Source organism: Pseudomonas sp. CJQ_9 (assembly GCF_043106615.1).
Lineage (GTDB): Bacteria > Pseudomonadota > Gammaproteobacteria > Pseudomonadales > Pseudomonadaceae > Aquipseudomonas > Aquipseudomonas juntendi.
Genome location: NZ_JBICMS010000112.1, coordinates 1 through 21,163, shown reverse-complemented (window position 1 = coordinate 21,163; position 21,163 = coordinate 1). Strand labels below are relative to the sequence as shown.

Genomic DNA, 21,163 nt, shown 5'->3' with positions numbered 1-21,163 from the left:
CAAAGCGGCCCCAAATCACTTAACTGACTGGCATTAGGCCGGGGGCCTGCCTACGGCATGACCCCTGCCCCACCTGCAGTTACTCCACCATCATCTTGTCCCGGTTGCGCTCCAGCAGCGCATTGCCTATCCCCTTGATCTCCAGCAATTCATCCACCGAGGCAAACGGCCCGTTCGCCTCGCGGTAGGCCACAATAGCCTCGGCCTTGGCCTTGCCAATGCCATTCAGTTCCTTCTGCAGGGTCAGGGCATCGGCCTTGTTCAGGTCCAGCCGTTGCGGCTGCTGCACCTGCTGCTGGCTGACGATCGGCACCGGTTCGGCAACCGCCGCCGTATTGGCCGGGGCGGCACTGAGGGAAAAGGACAGGCTGGCGAACAGGGGCAGCAGCAGGTACGACAGAACGTTGTTACGCATGGTGAACACTCCTTGGGTTGGTCTTTTACCAGCAGCCGGTTTCCTTCGGCTGCGCCAACAACCCTAGCGACTAACCCGGGAGCAAAACACCCACGCCCAGCAGCGAATGGTTACCAGATCCGTCAACAAGCCTATCAACCCCGCCGACCCTCAAACCGAGTTCACAGCCCCCTTAGGCGTCGTCCTCACTGAGGCATTGCCCTGCCGACCGACGTGTGGGCAATTGCCTAAATCTGCGCAAGCGCCTGCCCACCCTTAGCCGGCTGTTTTCCCACAAGGCACGCCACACAAGCCCATGGCCATCTTCACCAGCCGCCCAGAAGCCCAGTGCCAAGCCAAGACAACCGCCTCAGCATGTGCGCCTGGGTGACCGGCAATCCCCGAAAATGCGGGGATCACGCGCAATAGCACATTGACATCGCGCTAGGTTGTGGCATTAAAGGCGTTGATTATTTGCCAATGCCAAGGATGCGCGATGCCGAGCGGAAAAAAATCCACACCCAGCCAGCTATGGAACCACCTGGTCAAGGATGCGGGCCTAGAGCTGAACCTGAAGAAAAAACCCGGTCGTGATGCCGACTTGGAGTTGGAGGTACTCCGGCAGCTAGACCCCGCCCACGGCACCCCGTCGGCCTACCCTAGCGTTAAAGCGCTGCTCAAAGCCGACCAACAGGCAGCGGCACCGGCCGTAACGGTAGAACGCTTGCTGGTGGCCGTGCTGGAATCCCAGAAAGGTTTTGCGGCGATGATGGGCGAGATTCTCGACACGCTGGCCATGGCCGAAGCCACCTTGGGCGAGCGCAACCTGACTATCGACTTCAGCTATGACGCGGTGACCGATAGCCACCTGAAGCAGACCTTGGAACAGTTCCGGGTAGATGAAGAGCGTACCCGTAGAGTATGTGTCAGCCGCTTTGTATCGCTGTCGCAAGAACAACGCAGTGAGATCTACAGCATTCTCCGCACCCTGGATTACCCCAGCCTGGGCGACCGCGACGATCGCCTTCCGCTCACACCCCAGGTCGATGCCACACCTGCTCCGGCACTGTTCCGTGCCCCATTGCTTGCGCTGGAAACGATGGTGGCAGACTTCCTTCAACTGTGCCGCGTCTATGGTGAGTCGCGAAAGGCTAATTACAGCCGTATAAGGCCAGAAGGACGTTGGCAAGATTTCAGCGAGGAAGAGAAGCAAGCTATTTCCAGAGCCGCCGCCGCGACTGATTACTGGGACGTAGAAATCGTCGATAGCATCAACTTCATCAAACACCGCGCAAGCATCGCGCCTTCTGAGCAAACCACACTACTGGCCACGCTGAATGAGGCCGTGGCGTTGATCCCGACCAGGCAACAGTGGGTCGACGAAACCTACAAGCAATTGCTCGACCTACTGAACCTGCCAACCTGGAAACGGCGCCACGAGCTGTATTCGGTTTGGGTTGGCACACGGCTGCTCAACGTAGCCAAAACCCATGCAAGCCAGCTCACCTTCCACACGCACGGCAAGGTGCTGTCGTTCGCCTTTGGTGGAAGCGCGTTGGCCACCTACGCGTACAACGGCGAGCAGTTCGCAATCAAATGCGAGGTACGCAGCGACCTGGTAGGTACCAGCACCAAGCGCAAGCGCGCCATTCAGCCAGACTTCAGGGTGTTGCGGGAAGGCGGTACCGCCACCCCCAATGACGCCACCTACCTGGTGGTTGAATGCAAGCATTACCTCCAACAAAATGTGAACAACTTCGCTACCGCCGCCAGCGATTATGCACGCAGTTGCCGCTACGCCACTGTATTGGTGGTGAACCACGGCCCCGTGGAAGAACCCAAATTATTGAGCGCGGTGGAACCTGAAGTTCAAAACCGCGCACGCTTCATCGGCGATGCCACGCCAGGCACGCCGGCCCAACTGCAAGCCTTTCTACAAACTGCGCTGTTCTCAACGCCCGCCAGGGCGCCGTCGGTTCCTTCACCCAGCCCCCAGGCAAGCGCCAATCCCCCAAGCACCGGAAGCCTGACCGCGCCACTGTTGTCGGTGGAGGTGGAATGGGACGCCGCGTTACAAGACATCGACCTTGCCCTGGCCTTCGATCCCGATGGGACCAGCCAATCTGTCGAGATCAATTACATGAACAAAGGCAGTATGGGTGCCCCGCACTACGCGGTGCTACAGCGGGATGTGCACACAGGGCCTGGTAAAGAGACGATTGATATCTACCAACTAACGTCGCGGCGATACGAAGTTATAGTGCGTAACTACTCAAAAAAAGGCTACCTCCCAGCAGCGCACCTGTGCGGACGCATCTTGCTCGGCAATCACCGAATCTTGGCGACTCCACCCGTGGATAACGTCACCGAATGGAAAATGGCGGTTTTGATGATTGATGCAGACGGCACTATCACGGTCGAATCCTGACTCCGTCGCCCTCACCAACGCCACCGCAAAGTGAGGTGCGCGTGCAGGCTGACACGTCAGACTTTCCTGAAACGCTTCCCCGCCTCTTCAGCTTTGGGCAACAAGCGAACTATCCTACGCCCCGGTCAGACGCAGCTGAATAGCCGGGGAAATGCCCCAGGGATAACTTCACCGGGTTGCCGATTTGGTGACCGGGTGTGAGAACCCGACGCGAGTTATCTGGCTTGACTGTAATGGCAGTCGTACACGGGCAGACTACGGTCTGGCCGGGCTTTGTAGCTCCCTCGGTTTCTCACCCCGTGTACGACTGCCACCCTGATCCGTGAGAAAGATCCGCGTGGCGGTTCCACTTTTCAGGAGCTACAGCCATGAAAAACCACGACCAAGCCACCATCCTTACCGCAGGCATCGAAACCTTCCTCGAAGCCGGCAACCCCACCCTGGACCTGCTGCGCGTGCAACCCGGCGTTCCGGTGGACGATGCGTATGAGCACGTCTCCGTGCTGCTAGGCTACTGCAAGCACCTGGTACGCGAGGGCGATATGGAAGATGACCACAAGATGCTGGGCGCAGCCGATTACCTGCTGGCCATGGCCAAGGCACTGATGAACGACATCGAAATCGCCAAGAACAAGCGCCACTAAAAGCGCCGCCCCAGGCAGTGTAGGTGCGGGTTCACCCGCGAATCCGCCCGCCCCGACAACCCAAAAACCACCGCCACCAACAACCCAGCAGCACTTACACCAACCAAAACCCGCCCCACCCGCCAAGCGCCCACCTGCGCAAACGCACTGGTAGAGGGCGGGCCTGCGCCCCTCAGATTACCGTGCGTGGATAAACGCTGATAAACGCTGAAATGGCAATGGCATCCCCATCATCAACCTTCACCCGCGGGCTCTGCGCCGACCGTTTGATTTCGGTTGCAAACTCTGCGCTCTTGAACGCCTGCTCCAGCTCGTCACTGCCCGCGCCGGTATAGACCACCACCTGAGTACCGCTGTTGTGTTTCTGCAGGGGCAACTGCTTGATCTGCACCTGCACCCCCGACTTGGTCAGCGCAACGGCAATTTCCTTGGCGAAGCGCACGGCTTCCTTGTCATCCTTGTGGATGTTCAGTAGCACCACAGGCGCCAGTGTTTTGGCCTTCAAGTCAGCCGCCAACGCCTTGAATGCCTCATGCGCCTGCGGCGTCAGCGTTCGCGGCTTGAGGCTGGCCTCCAGCTTCAGGCGCTCGGTACGCTCGTTAGCCAGCTCGGCCCTTTCACGCTCGAGCTCGACCTTCAAGGCTTCGTTCTGCTCCAGGAGCTGCTGGATTTCCAGCTGCGCCTGAACGTCCGATTCGTTAACGACAGTCACCTCCTGCGAGGCCCGCGAAACGATGGCTTCGGAATGCTGGTTTTTCACGTCCGAGGTCATGTGGGCAATGATCATGGCACTGGCGGCGATCAGGGCGGCAATCACGGCGATGGCAGAGGCTATGGCGTGGATGAGGCTGGCTGTGTCTGCTGAAATATCAGGCATAAACAACTTCTTGAATTTAGGGATGTTCATGGTTTCACGGTTAGGCAGGCGAGCTGGGGAGGTTGACCAGAGCGTTGCTAGTCTCGCCAAAATACTAGCGAGCACTGGCAGGGTGCCATAAATTTATGGATCTTGCTGATCAACCGCCAGAGCGACCTCGCAGTGCGCCCTGCGCAACCATACTCGCCAAATCTCAGCACGTGTACTTGGATGTACTATGGTTATCTGGTCTCGACTAAGATCCCACAAAAACCTAAGCCCCATGCAGCATCACCAGCGATACTAAAAGATCCACTTTAGTCATTCACAGAAACTCAGAGTAAGCCCTCTCCTGTGAAAGGAAAACACAGCCATGCTCGACCTTCCTATTAAAATCTTCGCTAGCCGTGATGATAGTTTGACACGGCGCACTATTTGATGCGCCATGAGCGCTAATATAGACGTTAATCTTGCAACAAACTATCAGCGGTTATTTTTTTGGAATAAACTCTACAATCTTGTCACCACCAATTAACTCACCTAGCTGCTGACAAAAAATATACGGCGCTTCAACATTAAGACTGGAAATATCTTGGACCCGGAACCTCCACCATTTTAACGACATCAGGCCATCAATTATGTGCTCCTTGAACCTTGGCCTAATCAATGCTGCAGGATTTCCCCCTACTATACAATAGGGTGGAATGTCTTTTACAACCAGCGAGTCTCCAGCAATTACCGCGCCGTCTCCAATTGTGACCCCTTGCGCAAGAGTAACATTCTGACCGATCCACACGTCATTTCCAATCTTAATTGGCTTCTTGGCTTTATCAAAAGAATGAATATTAATCCGGGTTCCTGAATCCCTCTCTAGCGCGTCTGCGACACCGGAATCACGAACGTAAAATGCAGGGGACGTAGATATCCATTCGAGAGGATGCCTGTCACCAAGCACTTGAAGCCCATTACCTATAGAGGTGTACCGACCAACTGATACGATTAACGCAGGCAATACGGAACGCGTATACGAGAAAGATCCCATTGAAGCCAACCTTGAGCCATTTTTCCCAAAATAAGTACAATATGGCTCAGTTGAGAACCCGCTTGGGATCTCAATCAAATTTTCATCTTGATACAGCTTTGACCAATTATCGACTGACTGTTCACCTAAAAAAATTCTATTTTTCTTAAGCGCAACCTTAATTCTGCCGTATGCAACCTTCATCTTCACTCCCTAACAATACACTCTAAACACGACCTACCAACTAACACACAGGGCCGACACCATAACATATAAAATACACAGCGGATAAGCTATAAAATACAAATCACTTCAAAATTTTTTCCCACAAAAAACTAATCTTAAAAGTGAATCCTTATCAGACCGCTGATGCACATTAGAAGAACCAGCACTCAATGAAAGCGCATTTCAGCGGCTGATCTTGTTAACACCACAGTTCTGTAGGCAGCCAACTGTGTCCGATCTTTAGGCGTGGCGGCGTGACTTGCTCTTTGGGAGCCCGGTTGCGAGTGCTCCTAGGCAATCACGGCCATGTACCAGGGGGCCAAAGCACAACGAGCGAAACCGCCCAATACACTAGCGAAGCTTTGCCGTCAAGGAAAGCAAAGCTTCAGCACAGCAAAAATCGCTTGAATCCCACACAGCGCAACACCGTTCGAGGATTCCGAACCTACTATGCTTGACGGTCATTAGCTACTCGCTTTACGATTTCCGGTCACATGGAAGCGCTCGCCCGCAGGGAAGACGGTTCTAAAAAATTGAATTTAGACAGCATGCATTGCGTGTCGCTGCAGCGAGCGGTGCCCCTCTTGAAACCTCGTTCATCAATACAGATTCAGAAATCGGTAATTTTTGCCCTCGTGCTACGCGAGGCTCGAAGTCGGTTGAGTAAAAGCCGATTGAGCGCAGTGTGGATTCTGCTCGAACCACTGTGCCACTTGTTGGTGATCAGCGTGATTTATACATACCTCAGAGGACGAAGCCTCGCGGGCGTTGAGTTCCCTGTTTTCGTATTTGTAGGACTCGCACCTTTCTTACTATTCCGAAACATCTCGCTTCGCCTAATGGATAGCCCTAGAGAAAACCGTTCACTCTTTGCTTATAAGCAAATCAAGCCTCTAGATGCCTACGTAGGGCGTGTAATAGTAGAATTTTCAATAGCCTTCATGGTTTACATAATCATAGCACTAGGTTTTTGGTGGTATGGTTTTGATATGTCCATATCCTCTCCATTAGAATGGATATTGATGCTTGCGTTAGGACTGGTATTCGCATTTTCCCTAGGCATATTTTTTTCTTTGATTGCCCACGCACTACCATCTTCAAGATTTGTAATTAAGATGATGTATTTCCCCCTATACTTCCTTAGCGGAATTTTATTGCCGCCCGCATACCTTCCGGCATCGTTCATGCCCGTACTTCTGTACAACCCATTCCTTCACATCATAGAACTAATACGTGGCGATGTCCTGCCATTTTATAAAATCGCAGATGGTATAAATGCAGAATATCCAATTAGTGTATCGTTAGTACTACTGTTTATTGGCCTTGGCGCATACCGTGCACGTCGCCTTCACCTAGTTTCAAGTAAGAACGGCTGAGAGGACGCTAATGTTCGATATTAAAAATATGACTAAGTCATATTTAACGCCTAAAGGTCGGCGATATATATTTCGAAACCTATCTCTATCTATCCCTCCTGGGAAAAACATTGGGTTGATTGGCCGCAATGGGGCAGGCAAATCCACACTGATGCGACTGCTTGGGGGAGCTGACATACCAGATAGCGGCACGATATCTACTGACCAAAGCATTTCATGGCCGGTTGGATTGTCAGGTGGTTTTCAGGGCAGCATGAGCGGTCGTGACAACATAAAGTTTGTTTGCAGGGTATACGGCGCTGAGGGGGAAGCAATGCGCCAGAAGCTTCGATACGTTTGCGATTTCGCTGAACTCGGAAACTGGATCGACGAACCTGTAAAGACCTACTCATCAGGAATGCGCTCCCGCCTGGCCTTTGGTTTAAGTATGGCGTTTGATTTTGATTATTATCTCATTGACGAGGTAATGGCAGTCGGAGATGCACATTTCAAGAATAAGTGTTCAGCTGTTTTTGAAGAGCGTCTTCAAAAATCGAAAGTAGTCTTGGTTTCCCATTCGATGTCAGACATTAAAAAGTTATGCGACACAGTACTACTGGTACGAGACGGGACAGTTCAAATTTATGATGACGTTGCTGAAGGCATAAAAGCATACAAATCTTGAAGACCCAGCATCTATTAAGGCTATTTAAACTCATGAGAAACAAGAAAAACCTGAAAGGATGGGTTCTTTTTGCCCTGACTTTTGTCACCCCACTTATAGTTGCTCTTATCTACTATGGTTTTTTTGCCGTAGATCGATATGTAAGTACTGCCCAAGTGGTAGTCCGGGAAGAAAGCAACACATCCTCTCAAGTAAGCGGGCTCAGCACGTTGCTCACTGGAGCAAGTCCCGCCTCTCGGGAAGAAACGTTGTATCTTCGAGAATATGTAATGTCTATGGATATGATGCTTCTATTAGAAGATCGCCTGAAGTGGATTGAACAATACTCAAAGCAGCGTGGCGATCTTTTTTTTAGAGTTGAAAAGACTGATGCGCGCGAGGATATTCTCGAATACTATCAGCGCATAGTGACAGCTCACTTCGATGAGACTACTGGACTATTAGAAGTTAATGTCCAAGCCTTTGAACCTCAACTCGCTCAAGCGATGCTTAAAGAAATATTAAGCGCTAGCGAGGACTTTGTGAACGAAGTTTCTCATAGCATTGCACGCGAGCAAATGAAGTTTTCGGAGGGTGAACTGGAAAAAGCACGAAACAATTACGAAACTCGTAAAAATGAGCTAATCAAATTCCAGAACCACAACAAAGTACTGGATGGTCAAACAAGCGCCCAGAGCCGTGCCACGATCATTGCATCTCTAGAAAGCGAGTACTCCGTGCAGCAAGCTGCTTTAACGGAAATGCTTTACAAGCTTCGAGCGGACGCCCCTCAAGTTCGCCAGCAAAAGCAAAAGCTAAACTCCATAAACGCACAGCTTACCTCCGAGAAAAAACACCTCGTATCCGAACCCACTGGTGATCAACTTAACGTAATTGCATCGAAGTTCCAACAACTTACGCTAGATGCAGGAATCGCTGAGCAATCTTATAAATCAGCGGTTCAAGCTCTAGAGCACGCGCGAATTGAGAGTTATAAGAAGATACGAACCTTGGTTACAGTCGTCAGCCCGAATTCTCCAGACAGGGCTATCTACCCAGAGCGCTGGTATAATCTGATCACTATTGCTATCGCGCTGCTGATGCTTTACGGAATTGCGCGCTTTATTATTGCTTCGATCGAGGATCATCGTGATTAACTCTTTTGACAGACTTAAGTACACATTCGAATTCCGCTCTGCGCTCTCTGGGATTTTGGTCGCCCTTACATTAGCAGGCTGTAGCGGCACCCTCTCTGGAGCAGGTCCGTATAAGGGTTCGATAGAGAGCAAAAAATCCGATTATGATTTGGTGGATATTAATCCTAAAACAATCGGAGCTTTCATGCCAAGTGCCTCGGAGCCACCACTGGCAGCGATTACCAGTCCCAAACTTCAAGAGTCCCGCCTGCTAGGTGGTGACGTTCTTGAGTTTTTAATCGCAGACAATGCACCCGAAGGGAGCGGATTATTCGCACCTTTGAGTAGCGGAGGCACCCGCTTAAAAGCTAGGGTAGATAACAAGGGACTAATTTCACTTCCATATGTGGGCCAAGTCTTCGTCGCTGGCATGTCCTTGATTGAAGTGGAGAACTTGATCAAACGAAAGCTTCACGGCATAACATCTGACGTCCAAGTGCATATTGAGCAGATCGGTGACCTTTCGGGCTCAGTATTGGTCGCAGGGGCCGTCAAATCTCCTGGTCGCTTCTCAACTCTTCAAGGTCCGCTTACTTTGCTGGATGCCGTAAACCAAGCTGGCGGGCCGGTGTTAGAGCCTCATCTAGTCGACGTCACAGTCCGCAATGGAAGCACTCTTCAACATTTCACTTACGATGAAGTGCTCAGTGGCCGCAATATGGCATTACAACCCAATTCTGAAGTAGTAGTTGAGCGTGCGCATCGGCGGTTTGTAGCGATGGGCGCCATAGGCTCGCCAGGTCTTCATGATCTTCCTGCAAAAAATACATCACTTTTAGACGCCTTAGGCGCTGTAGGAGGAATGAAGGAAAGCAATGCCAATCCCAGCGGTGTATTTATTTTCCGCTTGGCAACTATTCCTCAGCAGGGTAAACCTAAAGCAACTGTGCTGCATTTGGACATGCGTGATCCTGCCGCAATTTTCTACGCAAAACAGATTGCGGTCAAGCCAGACGATACAATTTACGTAACCAATGCGGCGGTGTATGAGGCGCAAAAGATTATATCTCCAATAGTTCAGACCTTGGTTTTAGGTCGCACAGTTAACGGACTCTAACGCAAACCCATTTTTTATTGGAGAATGACCTGACATGACCAGCCTTTCGATTCAGCACCAGCCTAGCAAGATTGCAAAATTTTTGCTCTCCACAAAATCCAAACTTCTTGGAACACCAACGTTTGTCGTAGGCTTCAGCACCTGGAAATTATACCTGCGCAAATACTTCCCAGAGCGCAACCTCCACTTCCTGGATAAAAACATCACAGAAGCCGAGTTCAATGAACGCTGGGCAAATAAGATTAAATCCAACTCAAAGTCAGAAATCTTCGTGTGGGGCTTTAAGATGCCCGATCATATTAAAGATTTCTCACAAAAACACAAGATCAAGGTCATATATGTAGAGGATGGCTTTATTCGCTCCATCAAACTAGGAGCGCAGAAGTCACCCGCAATGTCATTAACCTTAGACTCGAAAACGCCCTACTTCAACGCGCAACAAAGCTCAGAACTTGAAGACATATTAAACACTTATGATTTTTCTAAAAATCCGCAGATAGTCCAACGTGCGAAGAGTGCCATTCAGCAAATCATCTCTAGCGGTATTAGCAAATACAACAACTCCACCGATATTGACATCGCGTCTGTATATGGAGAGAAGCTTAAAAAGAGAATTTTGGTTATTGGCCAAGTAGAGGATGACGCATCTATCAAGTTTGGGTGCGAAGTGAGCTTTACCAACAATGACCTTGTACGTCTAGCAGTTAAAGAAAACCCAAACGCTGAGATATTTTACAAACCGCACCCAGATGTACTGTCCGGAAATCGACCATACGCGTCTCAACCGTCTGATGTGGCTCACATAGCAAAGGTTTTGATCAAGGACTTTCCGTTGGCTCAGGCATTTCATGAGGTGGATCATGTTTACACAATCACTTCTTTGTCAGGATTTGAAGCGCTTTTCCGTGGAATCAGAGTAACTACTGTTGGCGCACCCTTCTATTCCGGCTGGGGTGTAACCGATGATCGGCAGCCAGTAAATCGAAGAGTTAAGCAGCGAACTGTTGAAGAGATATTTGCGGCCGCTTACATCCTCTATTCAAAATACTACGATCCAGATACTGGTAAATCTATTCAAATTGAGGATGTGATCCAAAATATTCTGAAACTACGTCCAAGCACTTCAGCGAAAACGGCTTCTGTTGCGAGCTTCTTCATGAAACCCGGGACAGCCGCTTCAAAAGCAAAAGTCGCAGCCAAACCAGCAGCTAAGAAACTAGCAGGGGCTTCTAGTGATGGGAAGAAGCCTATGCTTGGTTCGAAAACTGCACCAACTGTGAAAAGCACTACGACAGTTAAATCGGCCTCGACAGCTGCGGTAGGAAAAACCCAAGCCACTCCATCAAAAACCGCTGTGGCAGCTGTTTCGCTAGATTCGATTCCAGCATGGTTCAGGGCTAAACCTGGTGCGGAGCTCAAAGCTGCGTTGGAAAGCCCGCTTCCGATTTTCCTGTATGTGCCTTGGATTGCAGGACACGGCGACGCTCTGATTGAAAAAATTAGGAGCGATTCAGACTACGCAATGGCTCCTTTTGATTATGTTGATGGTATTGAACACAATCCTATCAGACTAAGTGTTCTGGAGTTCAGCAATAAAAATCCGACCTTATACCGGAGAATGTTGCTCAACCGACTCGTCCCAATAAAGAACAAAATATCCGCATTAGTATTTACATTTGACTGGTCCCCAGTAATGCGAATAATTTCGAGCGTTGCGGATGAGCTTCAGATTCCGACTATACTTGTGCCACATGAATCGGTATTTGTGGACAGAAATAAATACTATTGGGATGTGGCATCTTCCGCTTCAGTCCCCAAAGCTGACCTAATTCTTGGTTGGGGAGATTTGCAAAAGCAAATATTTGTAGAACGCGGCTATCCTCAAGAGCGGTTCATTACCGTTGGAGCTCCTAAATTCGACAGCCATGTAACTTACCGCGCCCAACTATCCAAAAGCCAATTTAGCAAAATTTTTGGTCTTTCTGCAGAAAGAAAAACAATTTTGTTTGCGTCGCAACCCCTAGACTCACAGCTTGATAAAAAACAAGCGCAACTTTCGCAACGCGCAGCTATCCTTGACCTGTATAAGTATTGCATAAAATTTGACCACCAGCTTTTAATCCGTCTTCCTCCAAACAAAGCGGATATTCTTACAGCTGACTTCCGGAGAGAACTTGCCGCTTCCGAGTACGTGGCAGTTGATGACGGAAGTTGCTATCTTGTTTCCCCTGAAGAAGCCATTTATCACTGTGATCTGACCACTTCTATTAATAGCACTATGCTATTTGAAGCCCTTCTACTTAACAGGCCGGCACTATCGCTAAAATACGTAGAGTTCGATCAGATCTGGGAGAAGGCGGGAATTCCATCGGTCCCTGATTCAGAAGGACTTGAAGAGGCGCTCAACAAATTGCTGCACTCAAGCTTTACGCCTTCTCCTGATGGAATGACTTGGGCTGCTGAAATGTTCGGCATCGGTGAATTTGATGGCAACTCTGCGGCTCGAATTAAAAATGTGTTGCGAAAAGTTGCTCAAAAAGAATTAGACATCATTCCCCACGCCTCGGCATTAGAACGCTTATTCTCAGGAAACAAACTCGATGTAATTGCGATCCCATCAAAAGGTGATGCATTTGAGACGACTCAAAAGTACCTCATTCAAATGTTGAATGCTCGCACCTGCGTATCAACATTTAACAAAGACTTTAACATCCAGAAACTTACTGCTGTTGATATATTTTTCCAATGGGGCATCACGGACTCGGTAAACAAGAGCCGTCAACGATCTACGGCTCGTGATCTGGGAAAACCAGTAGTCATCGTGGAAGATGGTTTCATTCGTTCGATTGATATTGGATTATCGCGCGAGCCTGGCTTGTCCATATTACTGGATGATCTTACCGCTTACTATGACGCAACTAAACCATCGCGCATTGAAAAATTGATTGAAGCTCCTTCAAAACTTTCAACTTCTGAAATTGAAAGGTCTAGAGCTGCGATTAACAAGATAGTGGATGGTCGCGTCTCTAAATACAACCACGCTCCTGTGCTAAATCTTTGCATCGGGACGCCAGGGAAGAAGAAAATCTTGTTGATTGATCAACGTTACGGCGACCAATCAGTAGAGTCTGGCCTTGGCAGTGAAGCACTATTTGAGAAGATGCTCAACGATGCTCTTCGTGAATTCAGCGATCATGACATCATCATCAAACAACACCCTGATGCTATCAAAGGAGGAAAGTCGAGCTATTACAGCAATGAGAAGTTGGCTTTCGCAGAATATGTAGACAATGTTCATCCGATTTTATTTGATGTCAACCCTTATTCTTTGTTTGATCAAGTTGATCAAGTATTTGTGATGACCTCAGGTATGGGTTTCGAGGCCCTTATGGCAGGCAAGAAAGTAAGGTGTTATGGCATGCCGTTCTATGCAGGATGGGGTCTCACTGAGGATGTACAAAACTGCGTCCGCAGAACTCGTAAAGCAAGCCTTGAAGAAATATTCCACATTGCTTATATCCAGCTTAGTCGCTACTTCCACCCAGAAGAAAATAAAATTGCGCAAATCGAGGACATTGTGGATTACGTGATTACCAAGCGCGGTTGGTGATCGATAGCACAGCCCCTCCTGAAGAGAGGGGCTCTCCTAACAATTAGTCAATTTATGGGAGATCAGCTTGAGAATGGACAAACCATATCGTTGACCTGCAATACAGCCACTGCCCATCTCCCATCTCCATGAATGTTGTGCACCTGAGGACTGGATATGCCGCCTAGCTACCCAAATCACGGCATCAAATATAACCCAAATAACATTCAAGGCACCTTGCTAGCAGAATCTCCATGCAGTATGGCAGCGATTGTTAAATTCACCTGTTCAATTGGTTACCTATCCTATACCGGCCGTGACTCGGAAATTTACAACACGCAAATTGGGCGATTTTGCTCAATTGCTCCAAATTTTGTCTCAGGACCAACCAATCATCCCACGGACAGACTCTCCTCACATCTTTTCTCTTTTGCAAATAAAGGACCATTTAAAGGCTGCGAGGAATTTCTCGACTGGATGAGAGACCCGCCGCTTGAATCTAACGTTGGCAAAGTTCTGATAGGCCACGATGTCTGGATTGGTCGCAACGTTACTGTGAAGCGCGGAGTAACAATCGGCACAGGTGCAATAATCGGCGCGGGTTCGGTAATTACTAAGAATGTAGAACCTTATTCGATAGTCGCCGGCACACCAGCAAAGCTAATACGGATGCGTTTCACTGAATCGACGATTCAAGATTTAATGGACCTGAAATGGTATAATTACGACCTTAGAAAATCGACTGTGCCAAACTTTGATCCTAGCGACGTAACTAAAGCCATTGCTACAATCAGAGAACTAATCAGCTCCGATACCATAAAAAAATTATCATGCAAACGATACAAGATTACATCTTCAGAAATTCAAGAAGTAGGCAACAGATAAATTCTTGAAGTCACAAAAAGTAAGGTTTAAAATGATAAAGTTTTGGCGTACGCTTTTCCGCGAAGGTAAATATGCACAGATTGTCGAGGACGCCCCCCAACGCACACTCGCCAAGCTCACGATTGCCGATTTCAATTATCTAGGTCTCGCAGCTCTAGCATCGAAATCGATTGAGTGGTTCGATTCTTTGCGTAACTCAGATTCGTTACCTCCCAAATTCCTCCCCTATTTCAAGCTCTACGATGGTGCGGTATCTTATCAAAATAAATTCTACAACGAAGCGTCCAGTTTAATTTTAAGCGCTAAGTCCATTGTAACGGAAAATGGATATATTTTTGATGGCGACGGATGCTCGTGGCTCAGAGGTGTGAACTCATATGTGCACCAACTGGATCACCATATCACCCCTTCTATCGAAGCGCCTGAATTGGATTTGCAATCGCTGGAGGACGAAATCCTTGGCGCTCCGATCTGTTTTCTAGCATCGGCCGACTCAGGGTACTTTTCTAAATTTGGCGGAGGGTTGATCAATAGCTTTATCCAAAATCGTGACACTGAAGCGATTTTAGTTATCGGTATAATCAATCCCTGCTCTGAAGCTAAGCAATGGGTTTCACAGAACTCCATTGCTCTGGCTAAATCAGGCGTTCATTTTATTTACACAAATGGGCCTGAAGATAAGACGTACTATGCCTGCAATCGCTTCCTGCTTGCCCCTGTACTGATGGATATTGTTAATACAGGTATCTACTCGCTGGATATTGATGCAGTATTTGTTGCTAAAACCAGCGTCTTCGACAATACGATTCTTAAGTATGACGGCGCATTTCAGCAACAAGAACATCGTTTGCCTTGGCAAAAATGTCAAGCAGGGCGAATTTATTTTTCAAATTCTCCTGCAGGTCGCGAGATGATACATACGGTCTCAAATTACTGCCGAGTAGTATTTCAGAATGATTTGGACCAATGGTTTCTCGATCAAAATGCGCTGGAATATTACCGCAGACAACAAGAAGTCATCCAAAGTGCCAATATTGTAAATCTTCATGAATTACCACTGGTACGAAATGCTGTGTTCTGTCCACCCGGAAGCAAAAAGAAGCAACTTGAGAGTTCATTATTCTAAATATAGCCACCCCAACTTTCGAGATTCTAAATGAAATTACTGCTCGCCATACTACTTACGTACGCTCTAGCACCCTCTGCGACCGCCGCTGAGCGACCGTTTGCGGCCAACCAACTCTGCACACTTCCTATTCTCGACAACTATCAATCCGAAGTGCTACTTGACTCAAACTGCACGTATAGCGGCACATTTCAAATTAGCAAGAGCGACTTTACACTCGATTGCAGAGGCGCCAAATTTGACGGGATGCACAAGTTCAATTCTGGAATAGTGGTGACAGGCAAGGGGCGCCAAATCTCTAATATCACAATCAAGAATTGCGCACTTAATAACTACAAACGTAATTCTATTGAGATCAAAAGCGGAATAGCACCTGACAAATTAAATCATGACGCATCTAAACTTTACGCAATTGCCCCAAATAAAATCACACTAAACAATCTTGTTATAACAAATAGTGGATCTGGCGCGGTGTATTTTTATGCATATGTACATAACTCCTCACTGACGAATTCTCACATCGAGTCATCGAAAGAGGCTGGCATCTATCTCAGCCAGAATACGAAAAACATAGAAATAGCTTATAATACTATCACCCAGAATGGTCATAATTCCAAGAAAGCTAATCGACGAGAAGGATTAGCTATAGACACCTCTTCACACAACAGCATTCACAATAACTCTTTCATAGCAAATGGCGCAGGTGGAATTTTTCTTTACACAAAATGCGGAAAATTTTACACAACTTCTTCATGGAGCCCCAGTAATTACAATGTAATAAAGGAAAATACTTTCAGCAATGAGCCTGTCGGCGTTTGGCTTGCGTCTCGCCAAAGCAGAGATCTTTCTAGTTGGAATTGCACGGCCGAGCCACTTGATGATCAAGGCAAATTCTTCCGGGACTACGCTGATTTCAATAAAGTCACAGGCAATAAGTTTTGCGGAGGCACGCTCGGCGTGCGCATTGAGGGTGACAACAATCAAGTCACTAACAACTTTTACGATCCAGCCCAAGAATTTACGCTCGAACCATTTTCTCGCCTGAACAAACCCGATGGCTCACCAACTAGAGGGAATAGACTTGAAAATAACCGGCCGTCCGTATGTAACTAGTGCACCGAACATATTACTGAGGGCATTTGAATAGTTCTTTTACCGCAGGAGGCCGCGCATGAAGTCTTGCTCTATCACTACTACGGCATTCCCTGAAACCAGCCCAGTCCGCATTTAGTCTGAGCATGCGACTAGCTCTAGATATCAGATTGAACAACCACTATGTGCAGTGTTATTATTTGAATTCCGCCGCGGGCTGACTCGTTCGTCTCGTTCTCCATCTCACACGCTGGCATCTCGCAAGGTAGCTAAATGCCGCTGGGTAAAAGAAATCGAATCCATGATCAAAATCTGTCCAACTATAGAGTGCTCCAACTCCGCCCCATTCGTTCTGTTCGGCGGCATCAACGTACTTGAGTCTGCGGACCTTGCCCTCACCGCCTGCGCTGAATACGTTCGCGTCACCGAGAAGCTAGGTATCCCTTACGTATTCAAAGCCAGCTTCGACAAAGCCAACCGGTCGTCCATCCACTCCTACCGCGGCCCTGGAATGGAGGAAGGCCTTCGCATCTTTGAAAAAGTCAAAGCAGAATTCGGCGTTCCGGTGATCACCGACGTTCACGAGATCTACCAGTGCGCCCCGGTGGCGGAAGTCGCCGATGTGCTGCAACTGCCGGCATTCTTGGCCCGTCAAACGGATCTCGTCACTGCTCTGGCAAAAACTGGCAAACCGGTCAACATCAAGAAGCCTCAGTTCTTGAGCCCTTCCCAGATGCAAAACATTGTGCACAAGTTCAAGGAAGCTGGTAACGACCAATTGATCTTGTGCGATCGGGGCTCTTGCATGGGTTATGACAACTTGGTTGTGGACATGTTGGGCTTTGGCGTCATGAAACGCACTTGTGACAACCTGCCGATCATCTTCGATGTCACGCATGCCCTACAAAACCGTGACCCTTCCGGCGCGGCTTCTGGCGGTCGTCGCGAACAGGTCGTTGATCTTGCTCGCGCGGGCATGGCTGTAGGCCTCGCTGGTTTGTTCCTGGAAGCTCACCCAAACCCTGACCAAGCCAAATGCGACGGCCCGAGTGCCCTGCCACTGGACAAACTCGAGCCATTCCTGGCGCAGATCAAAGCCTTGGACGACCTGGTCAAGTCCTTCCCACAACTGGCCATTTCGTAATTTGTATTGAGCAAATAAGGACTGGGACCATGGGAAGTTCAGAACAACGGGTCGCGATTGTCATACCTGCACGCTATGGCTCCACCCGCCTGCCCGGCAAGCCACTTGCAGATATTGCAGGTAAACCGATGGTGCAGCACGTTTACGAGCGTGCTCTGCAGGTTGCGAACGCTCATGTAGTCGTTGTCGCGACTGATGACGACCGGGTTGCGCGCGCCGTACAAGCATTTGGCGGCCAATGCGTGATGACATCACCGGATCACCCATCGGGTACTGATCGGCTGGCGGAGGTAATGAGCCAGGTTGATGCTGACATCTACATCAACCTGCAAGGTGACGAACCACTCGTTCGGCCGTCAGATATCGAAATTCTCGCAGCGGGCATGCTCGCTGACAAGAACGTCAACGTAGGCACCTTGTGCCACCCTATCGATGGCCATGAAGCTGGTAATCCGAATACGGTGAAAGCGGTGCTTGCTAGCAACGGCAATGCACTGTACTTCAGCCGTTCGCCCATTCCCTACCCAAGGGATGCTGAGACAGCTACGTATCTGAAACACGTAGGGGTCTATGCCTATCGTCGTGGTGTATTGGCCGAATATGCCGGTTTGCCCCAGCCGATGATGGAGCATGCCGAGAAACTCGAGCAGCTCCGGCTATTGGCTGCTGGATTTACCATTCGGGCATACGTTGTCGAACCTACCGGCCCAGGCGTGGATACTCCAGAGTGTCTTGAGCAAGTGCGAGCGATAATGAGCGGACGTGCTCAAGCGCCTAAACCGACGCTGGCTGACATTCGTTTAGTTATTACCGATGTCGATGGTGTATTGACTGACGGCGGCATCTATTATGATGCCACTGGCGAATGCCTCAAACGCTTCCACGTTCGGGATGGGATGGGTATGCGTCTGCTGGAGGAAAACGGCGTCCGCGTCGCAGTTCTGTCTGGGCGAGATTCCGATACGCTGCGTAAGCGAGTAGCAGATCTGGGCATTTCACTATGTCAGTTTGGCGTCAAAGATAAACTTGCTGCTTGCAACCAACTCATGGCTGAAGCGGGCGTTACACCCGCGCAAACCGCATGCATTGGTGATGACTGCATTGATTTGCCAGCATTCGCTGCTTGCGGAATGTCTTTCGCAGTAGCCGACGCCCCCACTTACGTGAAAGCTGCGGCGACCCAAACGCTGGAAGCTGCCGGCGGCACCGGTGCGTTCCGGGAGCTAGCCGATGCTATTCTCCTGTCGCAAGGCAATGCAGCAGTGCTAGGCACCGCTTCCGGCTATGCGCAAGTTATGGCAAAGATGGCACAGTAAACGCCCCAGGCAATGAGGCTGCACTTAGCTTGTTGTCAACCCACTAAAAAAGCGCCCCCAATTTTGGGGGCGCTTTTTTATACACTTTCAATTCAGTCGAAAATTTCGACCACGCCAACCACATTCTTTTCTTCATCTGCCACTGCCAGGGCGCGAATCTTGTTATCGCGCATGTAGGCCTCGGCTTCAGAAAGCTGAGCATCTTCCTGAATGGTGTGCGGATCAACTGTCATAAACTGACCAACTGGAGCGTGGATAATAGTTTCATCATCCAGCAGTGCTCGGCGCAAATCGCCATCGGTAACAATACCGACCAGTTTGTCATTTTCCATAACTACCGCAAGGCCCAATCGGCTGCGAGTCATGACCAAAAGGCAGTCATGGAAGCTGGTAGTTGGGTTAACAACCGGGGCGGGCGAGTGCATGACATCACGTACACGGGTCAGCAGCTTGCGACCAAGGCTACCGCCGGGGTGGTAACGTGCGAAGTCCATTGGTTTGAACTGGATCGCTTCAATCAGCGCCACAGCAAGGGCATCACCCATGGCCATGGTGGCTAATGTCGACGTTGTCGGGGCAAGATTGTTGGGGCAAACCTCGCGCTCAACGGAAATATCGAGCCAAATGTCAGCATGTTTCGCCAGAGTGGACTGGCCGTTTCCGGTCATTGCGATGATCTGATTGCCGAAGGATTTGAGGCTTGGAATCAGCTTGATGAGTTCATCGGTTTCGCCGCTGTAGCTAATCAAAATCAGTACATCGATGGGCTTGAGCATACCCAGATCGCCGTGGAAGGCTTCAGCTGGGTGCAGAAAGAAACTGGGAGTGCCAGTTGACGCGAAAGTGGCGACCATTTTCTGGCCAATCAGGCCCGATTTGCCCATACCACAAACAACGGTGCGACCTTTACAGCCAAGGATCAGCTCAACTGCATTCTGAAACTCGCCGTCCAGGCGATCAGCCAGCTGAGTCACAGCTTGAGCTTGGGCAATTAAGGCTTCTTTGGCGATGGTGAGGTGGTTCATGTTCGTCCCTGACGAGGCATAAATTGAGCGAAGTGGCGAATGTTAAGGTTTTTGCAACAGTAAGCAAAGTCAAACTGGACAAATCTGATTGACGGGTGACCCACGCTCCCCTCTGCGAGCCGTGTGTTAGCGCCTTCTTCGCGAACGTTGCCCCCAATACGTGACGCCCCCAAATAGTGGCATTTGGCTGGCATTTGGAAATAATCGACCTGCCGACGCTCACTCGGCTCCCCCAATACAGCCAAATAGTTCGCTCAGGTGTGGCTCTCACGCGGGTGCAGTGGGCAGTCCACCCACGCTGCCTGCCGCTTTAGCCTGTTGCTCGGTCCACAGCCATAAGCCAGAATGCCGCCTTTTTTGCTTTACCTAACCAGTCAGGAGACCAGCGATGCCCAGCCGTCGTGAACGTGCCAACGCCATTCGCGCCCTCAGCATGGATGCCGTGCAAAAGGCTAATAGCGGCCACCCAGGTGCCCCCATGGGCATGGCGGATATCGCCGAAGTACTGTGGCGTGACTACCTGAAACACAACCCGAGCAACCCGCACTTCGCCGACCGCGACCGCTTCGTGCTGTCCAACGGCCACGGCTCGATGCTGATCTACTCGCTGCTGCACCTGACCGGCTACGACCTGTCGATCGACGACCTCAAGGCCTTCCGTCAGTTGCACAGCCGCACCCCGGGCCACCCGGAATACGGCTACACCCCGGGCGTGGAGACCACCACCGGCCCGCTCGGCCAGGGTATCGCCAACGCCGTGGGCTTCGCCCTGGCAGAAAAAGTGCTGGCTGCCCAGTTCAACCGTGACGGCCACACCATCGTCGACCACAACACTTATGTGTTCCTGGGCGATGGCTGCATGATGGAAGGCATCTCCCACGAAGTCGCCTCGCTGGCCGGCACCCTGGGCCTGAACAAGCTGGTCGCCTTCTACGACGACAACGGCATCTCCATCGACGGCGAAGTGCACGGCTGGTTCACCGACAACACCCCGGCGCGCTTCGAAGCCTACAACTGGCAGGTAATCCGCAATGTCGACGGCCATGACGCCGACGAGATCAAGACCGCCATCGAAACCGCCCGTAAGAGCGATCGCCCGACCCTGATCTGCTGCAAGACCACCATCGGTTTCGGTTCGCCGAACAA

At 50.0% G+C, this 21,163-nt stretch carries 16 protein-coding genes and 1 pseudogene; 13 read left to right on the top strand and 4 right to left on the bottom strand.

Annotated elements, in window-relative coordinates; translation table 11 throughout:
• Window positions 1–79: 79 nt before the first annotated feature.
• On the bottom strand, window positions 80–415 hold the full coding sequence (locus ACF8SD_RS24350) for a ComEA family DNA-binding protein (RefSeq protein WP_392484371.1): 336 nt from the start codon (window positions 413–415) through the stop codon (window positions 80–82).
• Window positions 416–890: 475 nt separating this feature from the next.
• Between ACF8SD_RS24350 and ACF8SD_RS24345 the strand changes: the two genes are divergently transcribed.
• Together ACF8SD_RS24345 and ACF8SD_RS24340 are read left to right on the top strand one after the other, a co-directional pair.
• Window positions 891–2,822 (top strand): hypothetical protein, encoded by a 1,932-nt coding sequence (locus ACF8SD_RS24345; RefSeq protein ID WP_392484370.1) that lies wholly within the window; start codon window positions 891–893, stop codon window positions 2,820–2,822.
• 368 nt (window positions 2,823–3,190) lie between these two features.
• Window positions 3,191–3,466, top strand: coding sequence for a DUF3077 domain-containing protein (locus tag ACF8SD_RS24340; RefSeq protein WP_392484369.1), 276 nt, complete (start codon window positions 3,191–3,193; stop codon window positions 3,464–3,466).
• A 172-nt stretch (window positions 3,467–3,638) separates the two neighbouring features.
• Here the strand turns inward: ACF8SD_RS24340 and ACF8SD_RS24335 are convergent, their stop codons facing one another.
• Window positions 3,639–4,343, bottom strand: a complete 705-nt coding sequence (locus ACF8SD_RS24335) for a hypothetical protein (RefSeq protein WP_392484368.1) — start codon at window positions 4,341–4,343, stop codon at window positions 3,639–3,641.
• Between the two features lie 469 nt (window positions 4,344–4,812).
• Window positions 4,813–5,547 (bottom strand): CatB-related O-acetyltransferase, encoded by a 735-nt coding sequence (locus tag ACF8SD_RS24330; RefSeq protein ID WP_392484367.1) that lies wholly within the window; start codon window positions 5,545–5,547, stop codon window positions 4,813–4,815.
• Window positions 5,548–6,116: 569 nt separating this feature from the next.
• Here ACF8SD_RS24330 and ACF8SD_RS24325 point away from each other — a divergent pair.
• The 10 genes from ACF8SD_RS24325 (at window position 6,117) to kdsB (ending at window position 18,992) form a co-directional block, all read left to right on the top strand.
• Window positions 6,117–6,944: an ABC transporter permease gene (locus ACF8SD_RS24325; RefSeq protein WP_392484373.1), complete on the top strand. Its 828-nt coding sequence runs from the start codon at window positions 6,117–6,119 to the stop codon at window positions 6,942–6,944.
• A gap of 10 nt (window positions 6,945–6,954) precedes the next feature.
• Window positions 6,955–7,608 carry an ABC transporter ATP-binding protein gene (locus ACF8SD_RS24320; RefSeq protein WP_392484366.1) on the top strand — a complete coding sequence of 218 codons (654 nt, stop codon included), beginning with the start codon at window positions 6,955–6,957 and terminating at the stop codon, window positions 7,606–7,608.
• A gap of 32 nt (window positions 7,609–7,640) precedes the next feature.
• On the top strand, window positions 7,641–8,744 hold the full coding sequence (locus ACF8SD_RS24315) for an ABC transporter permease (RefSeq protein ID WP_392484365.1): 1,104 nt from the start codon (window positions 7,641–7,643) through the stop codon (window positions 8,742–8,744).
• Window positions 8,740–9,840: a polysaccharide biosynthesis/export family protein gene (locus ACF8SD_RS24310; RefSeq protein WP_392484372.1), complete on the top strand. Its 1,101-nt coding sequence runs from the start codon at window positions 8,740–8,742 to the stop codon at window positions 9,838–9,840. The genes ACF8SD_RS24315 and ACF8SD_RS24310 overlap by 5 nt, the downstream gene beginning before the upstream one ends.
• Before the next feature lie 34 nt (window positions 9,841–9,874).
• Window positions 9,875–13,450: a hypothetical protein gene (locus ACF8SD_RS24305; protein WP_392484364.1), complete on the top strand. Its 3,576-nt coding sequence runs from the start codon at window positions 9,875–9,877 to the stop codon at window positions 13,448–13,450.
• A gap of 156 nt (window positions 13,451–13,606) precedes the next feature.
• Window positions 13,607–14,314, top strand: a complete 708-nt coding sequence (locus ACF8SD_RS24300; RefSeq protein ID WP_392484363.1) for a CatB-related O-acetyltransferase — start codon at window positions 13,607–13,609, stop codon at window positions 14,312–14,314.
• Window positions 14,315–14,318: 4 nt separating this feature from the next.
• The gene (locus ACF8SD_RS24295) at window positions 14,319–15,440 is read left to right on the top strand and encodes a hypothetical protein (protein WP_392484362.1); all 1,122 of its coding nucleotides are present in this window, start codon (window positions 14,319–14,321) and stop codon (window positions 15,438–15,440) included.
• A 30-nt stretch (window positions 15,441–15,470) separates the two neighbouring features.
• The gene (locus ACF8SD_RS24290; protein WP_392484361.1) at window positions 15,471–16,553 is read left to right on the top strand and encodes a right-handed parallel beta-helix repeat-containing protein; all 1,083 of its coding nucleotides are present in this window, start codon (window positions 15,471–15,473) and stop codon (window positions 16,551–16,553) included.
• 280 nt (window positions 16,554–16,833) lie between these two features.
• Window positions 16,834–17,676: a 3-deoxy-8-phosphooctulonate synthase gene (kdsA, locus tag ACF8SD_RS24285; RefSeq protein ID WP_392484360.1), complete on the top strand. Its 843-nt coding sequence runs from the start codon at window positions 16,834–16,836 to the stop codon at window positions 17,674–17,676.
• Between the two features lie 29 nt (window positions 17,677–17,705).
• Window positions 17,706–18,992, top strand: coding sequence for a 3-deoxy-manno-octulosonate cytidylyltransferase (gene kdsB / locus ACF8SD_RS24280; RefSeq protein ID WP_392484359.1), 1,287 nt, complete (start codon window positions 17,706–17,708; stop codon window positions 18,990–18,992).
• Window positions 18,993–19,084: 92 nt separating this feature from the next.
• On the opposite strand, the gene ACF8SD_RS24275 is transcribed toward kdsB, so the two are convergent.
• Window positions 19,085–20,017, bottom strand: a complete 933-nt coding sequence (locus ACF8SD_RS24275) for an SIS domain-containing protein (RefSeq protein WP_392484358.1) — start codon at window positions 20,015–20,017, stop codon at window positions 19,085–19,087.
• Window positions 20,018–20,405: 388 nt separating this feature from the next.
• Here ACF8SD_RS24275 and ACF8SD_RS24270 point away from each other — a divergent pair.
• Window positions 20,406–21,163, top strand: a pseudogene (locus ACF8SD_RS24270) (transketolase); the annotation flags it as partial.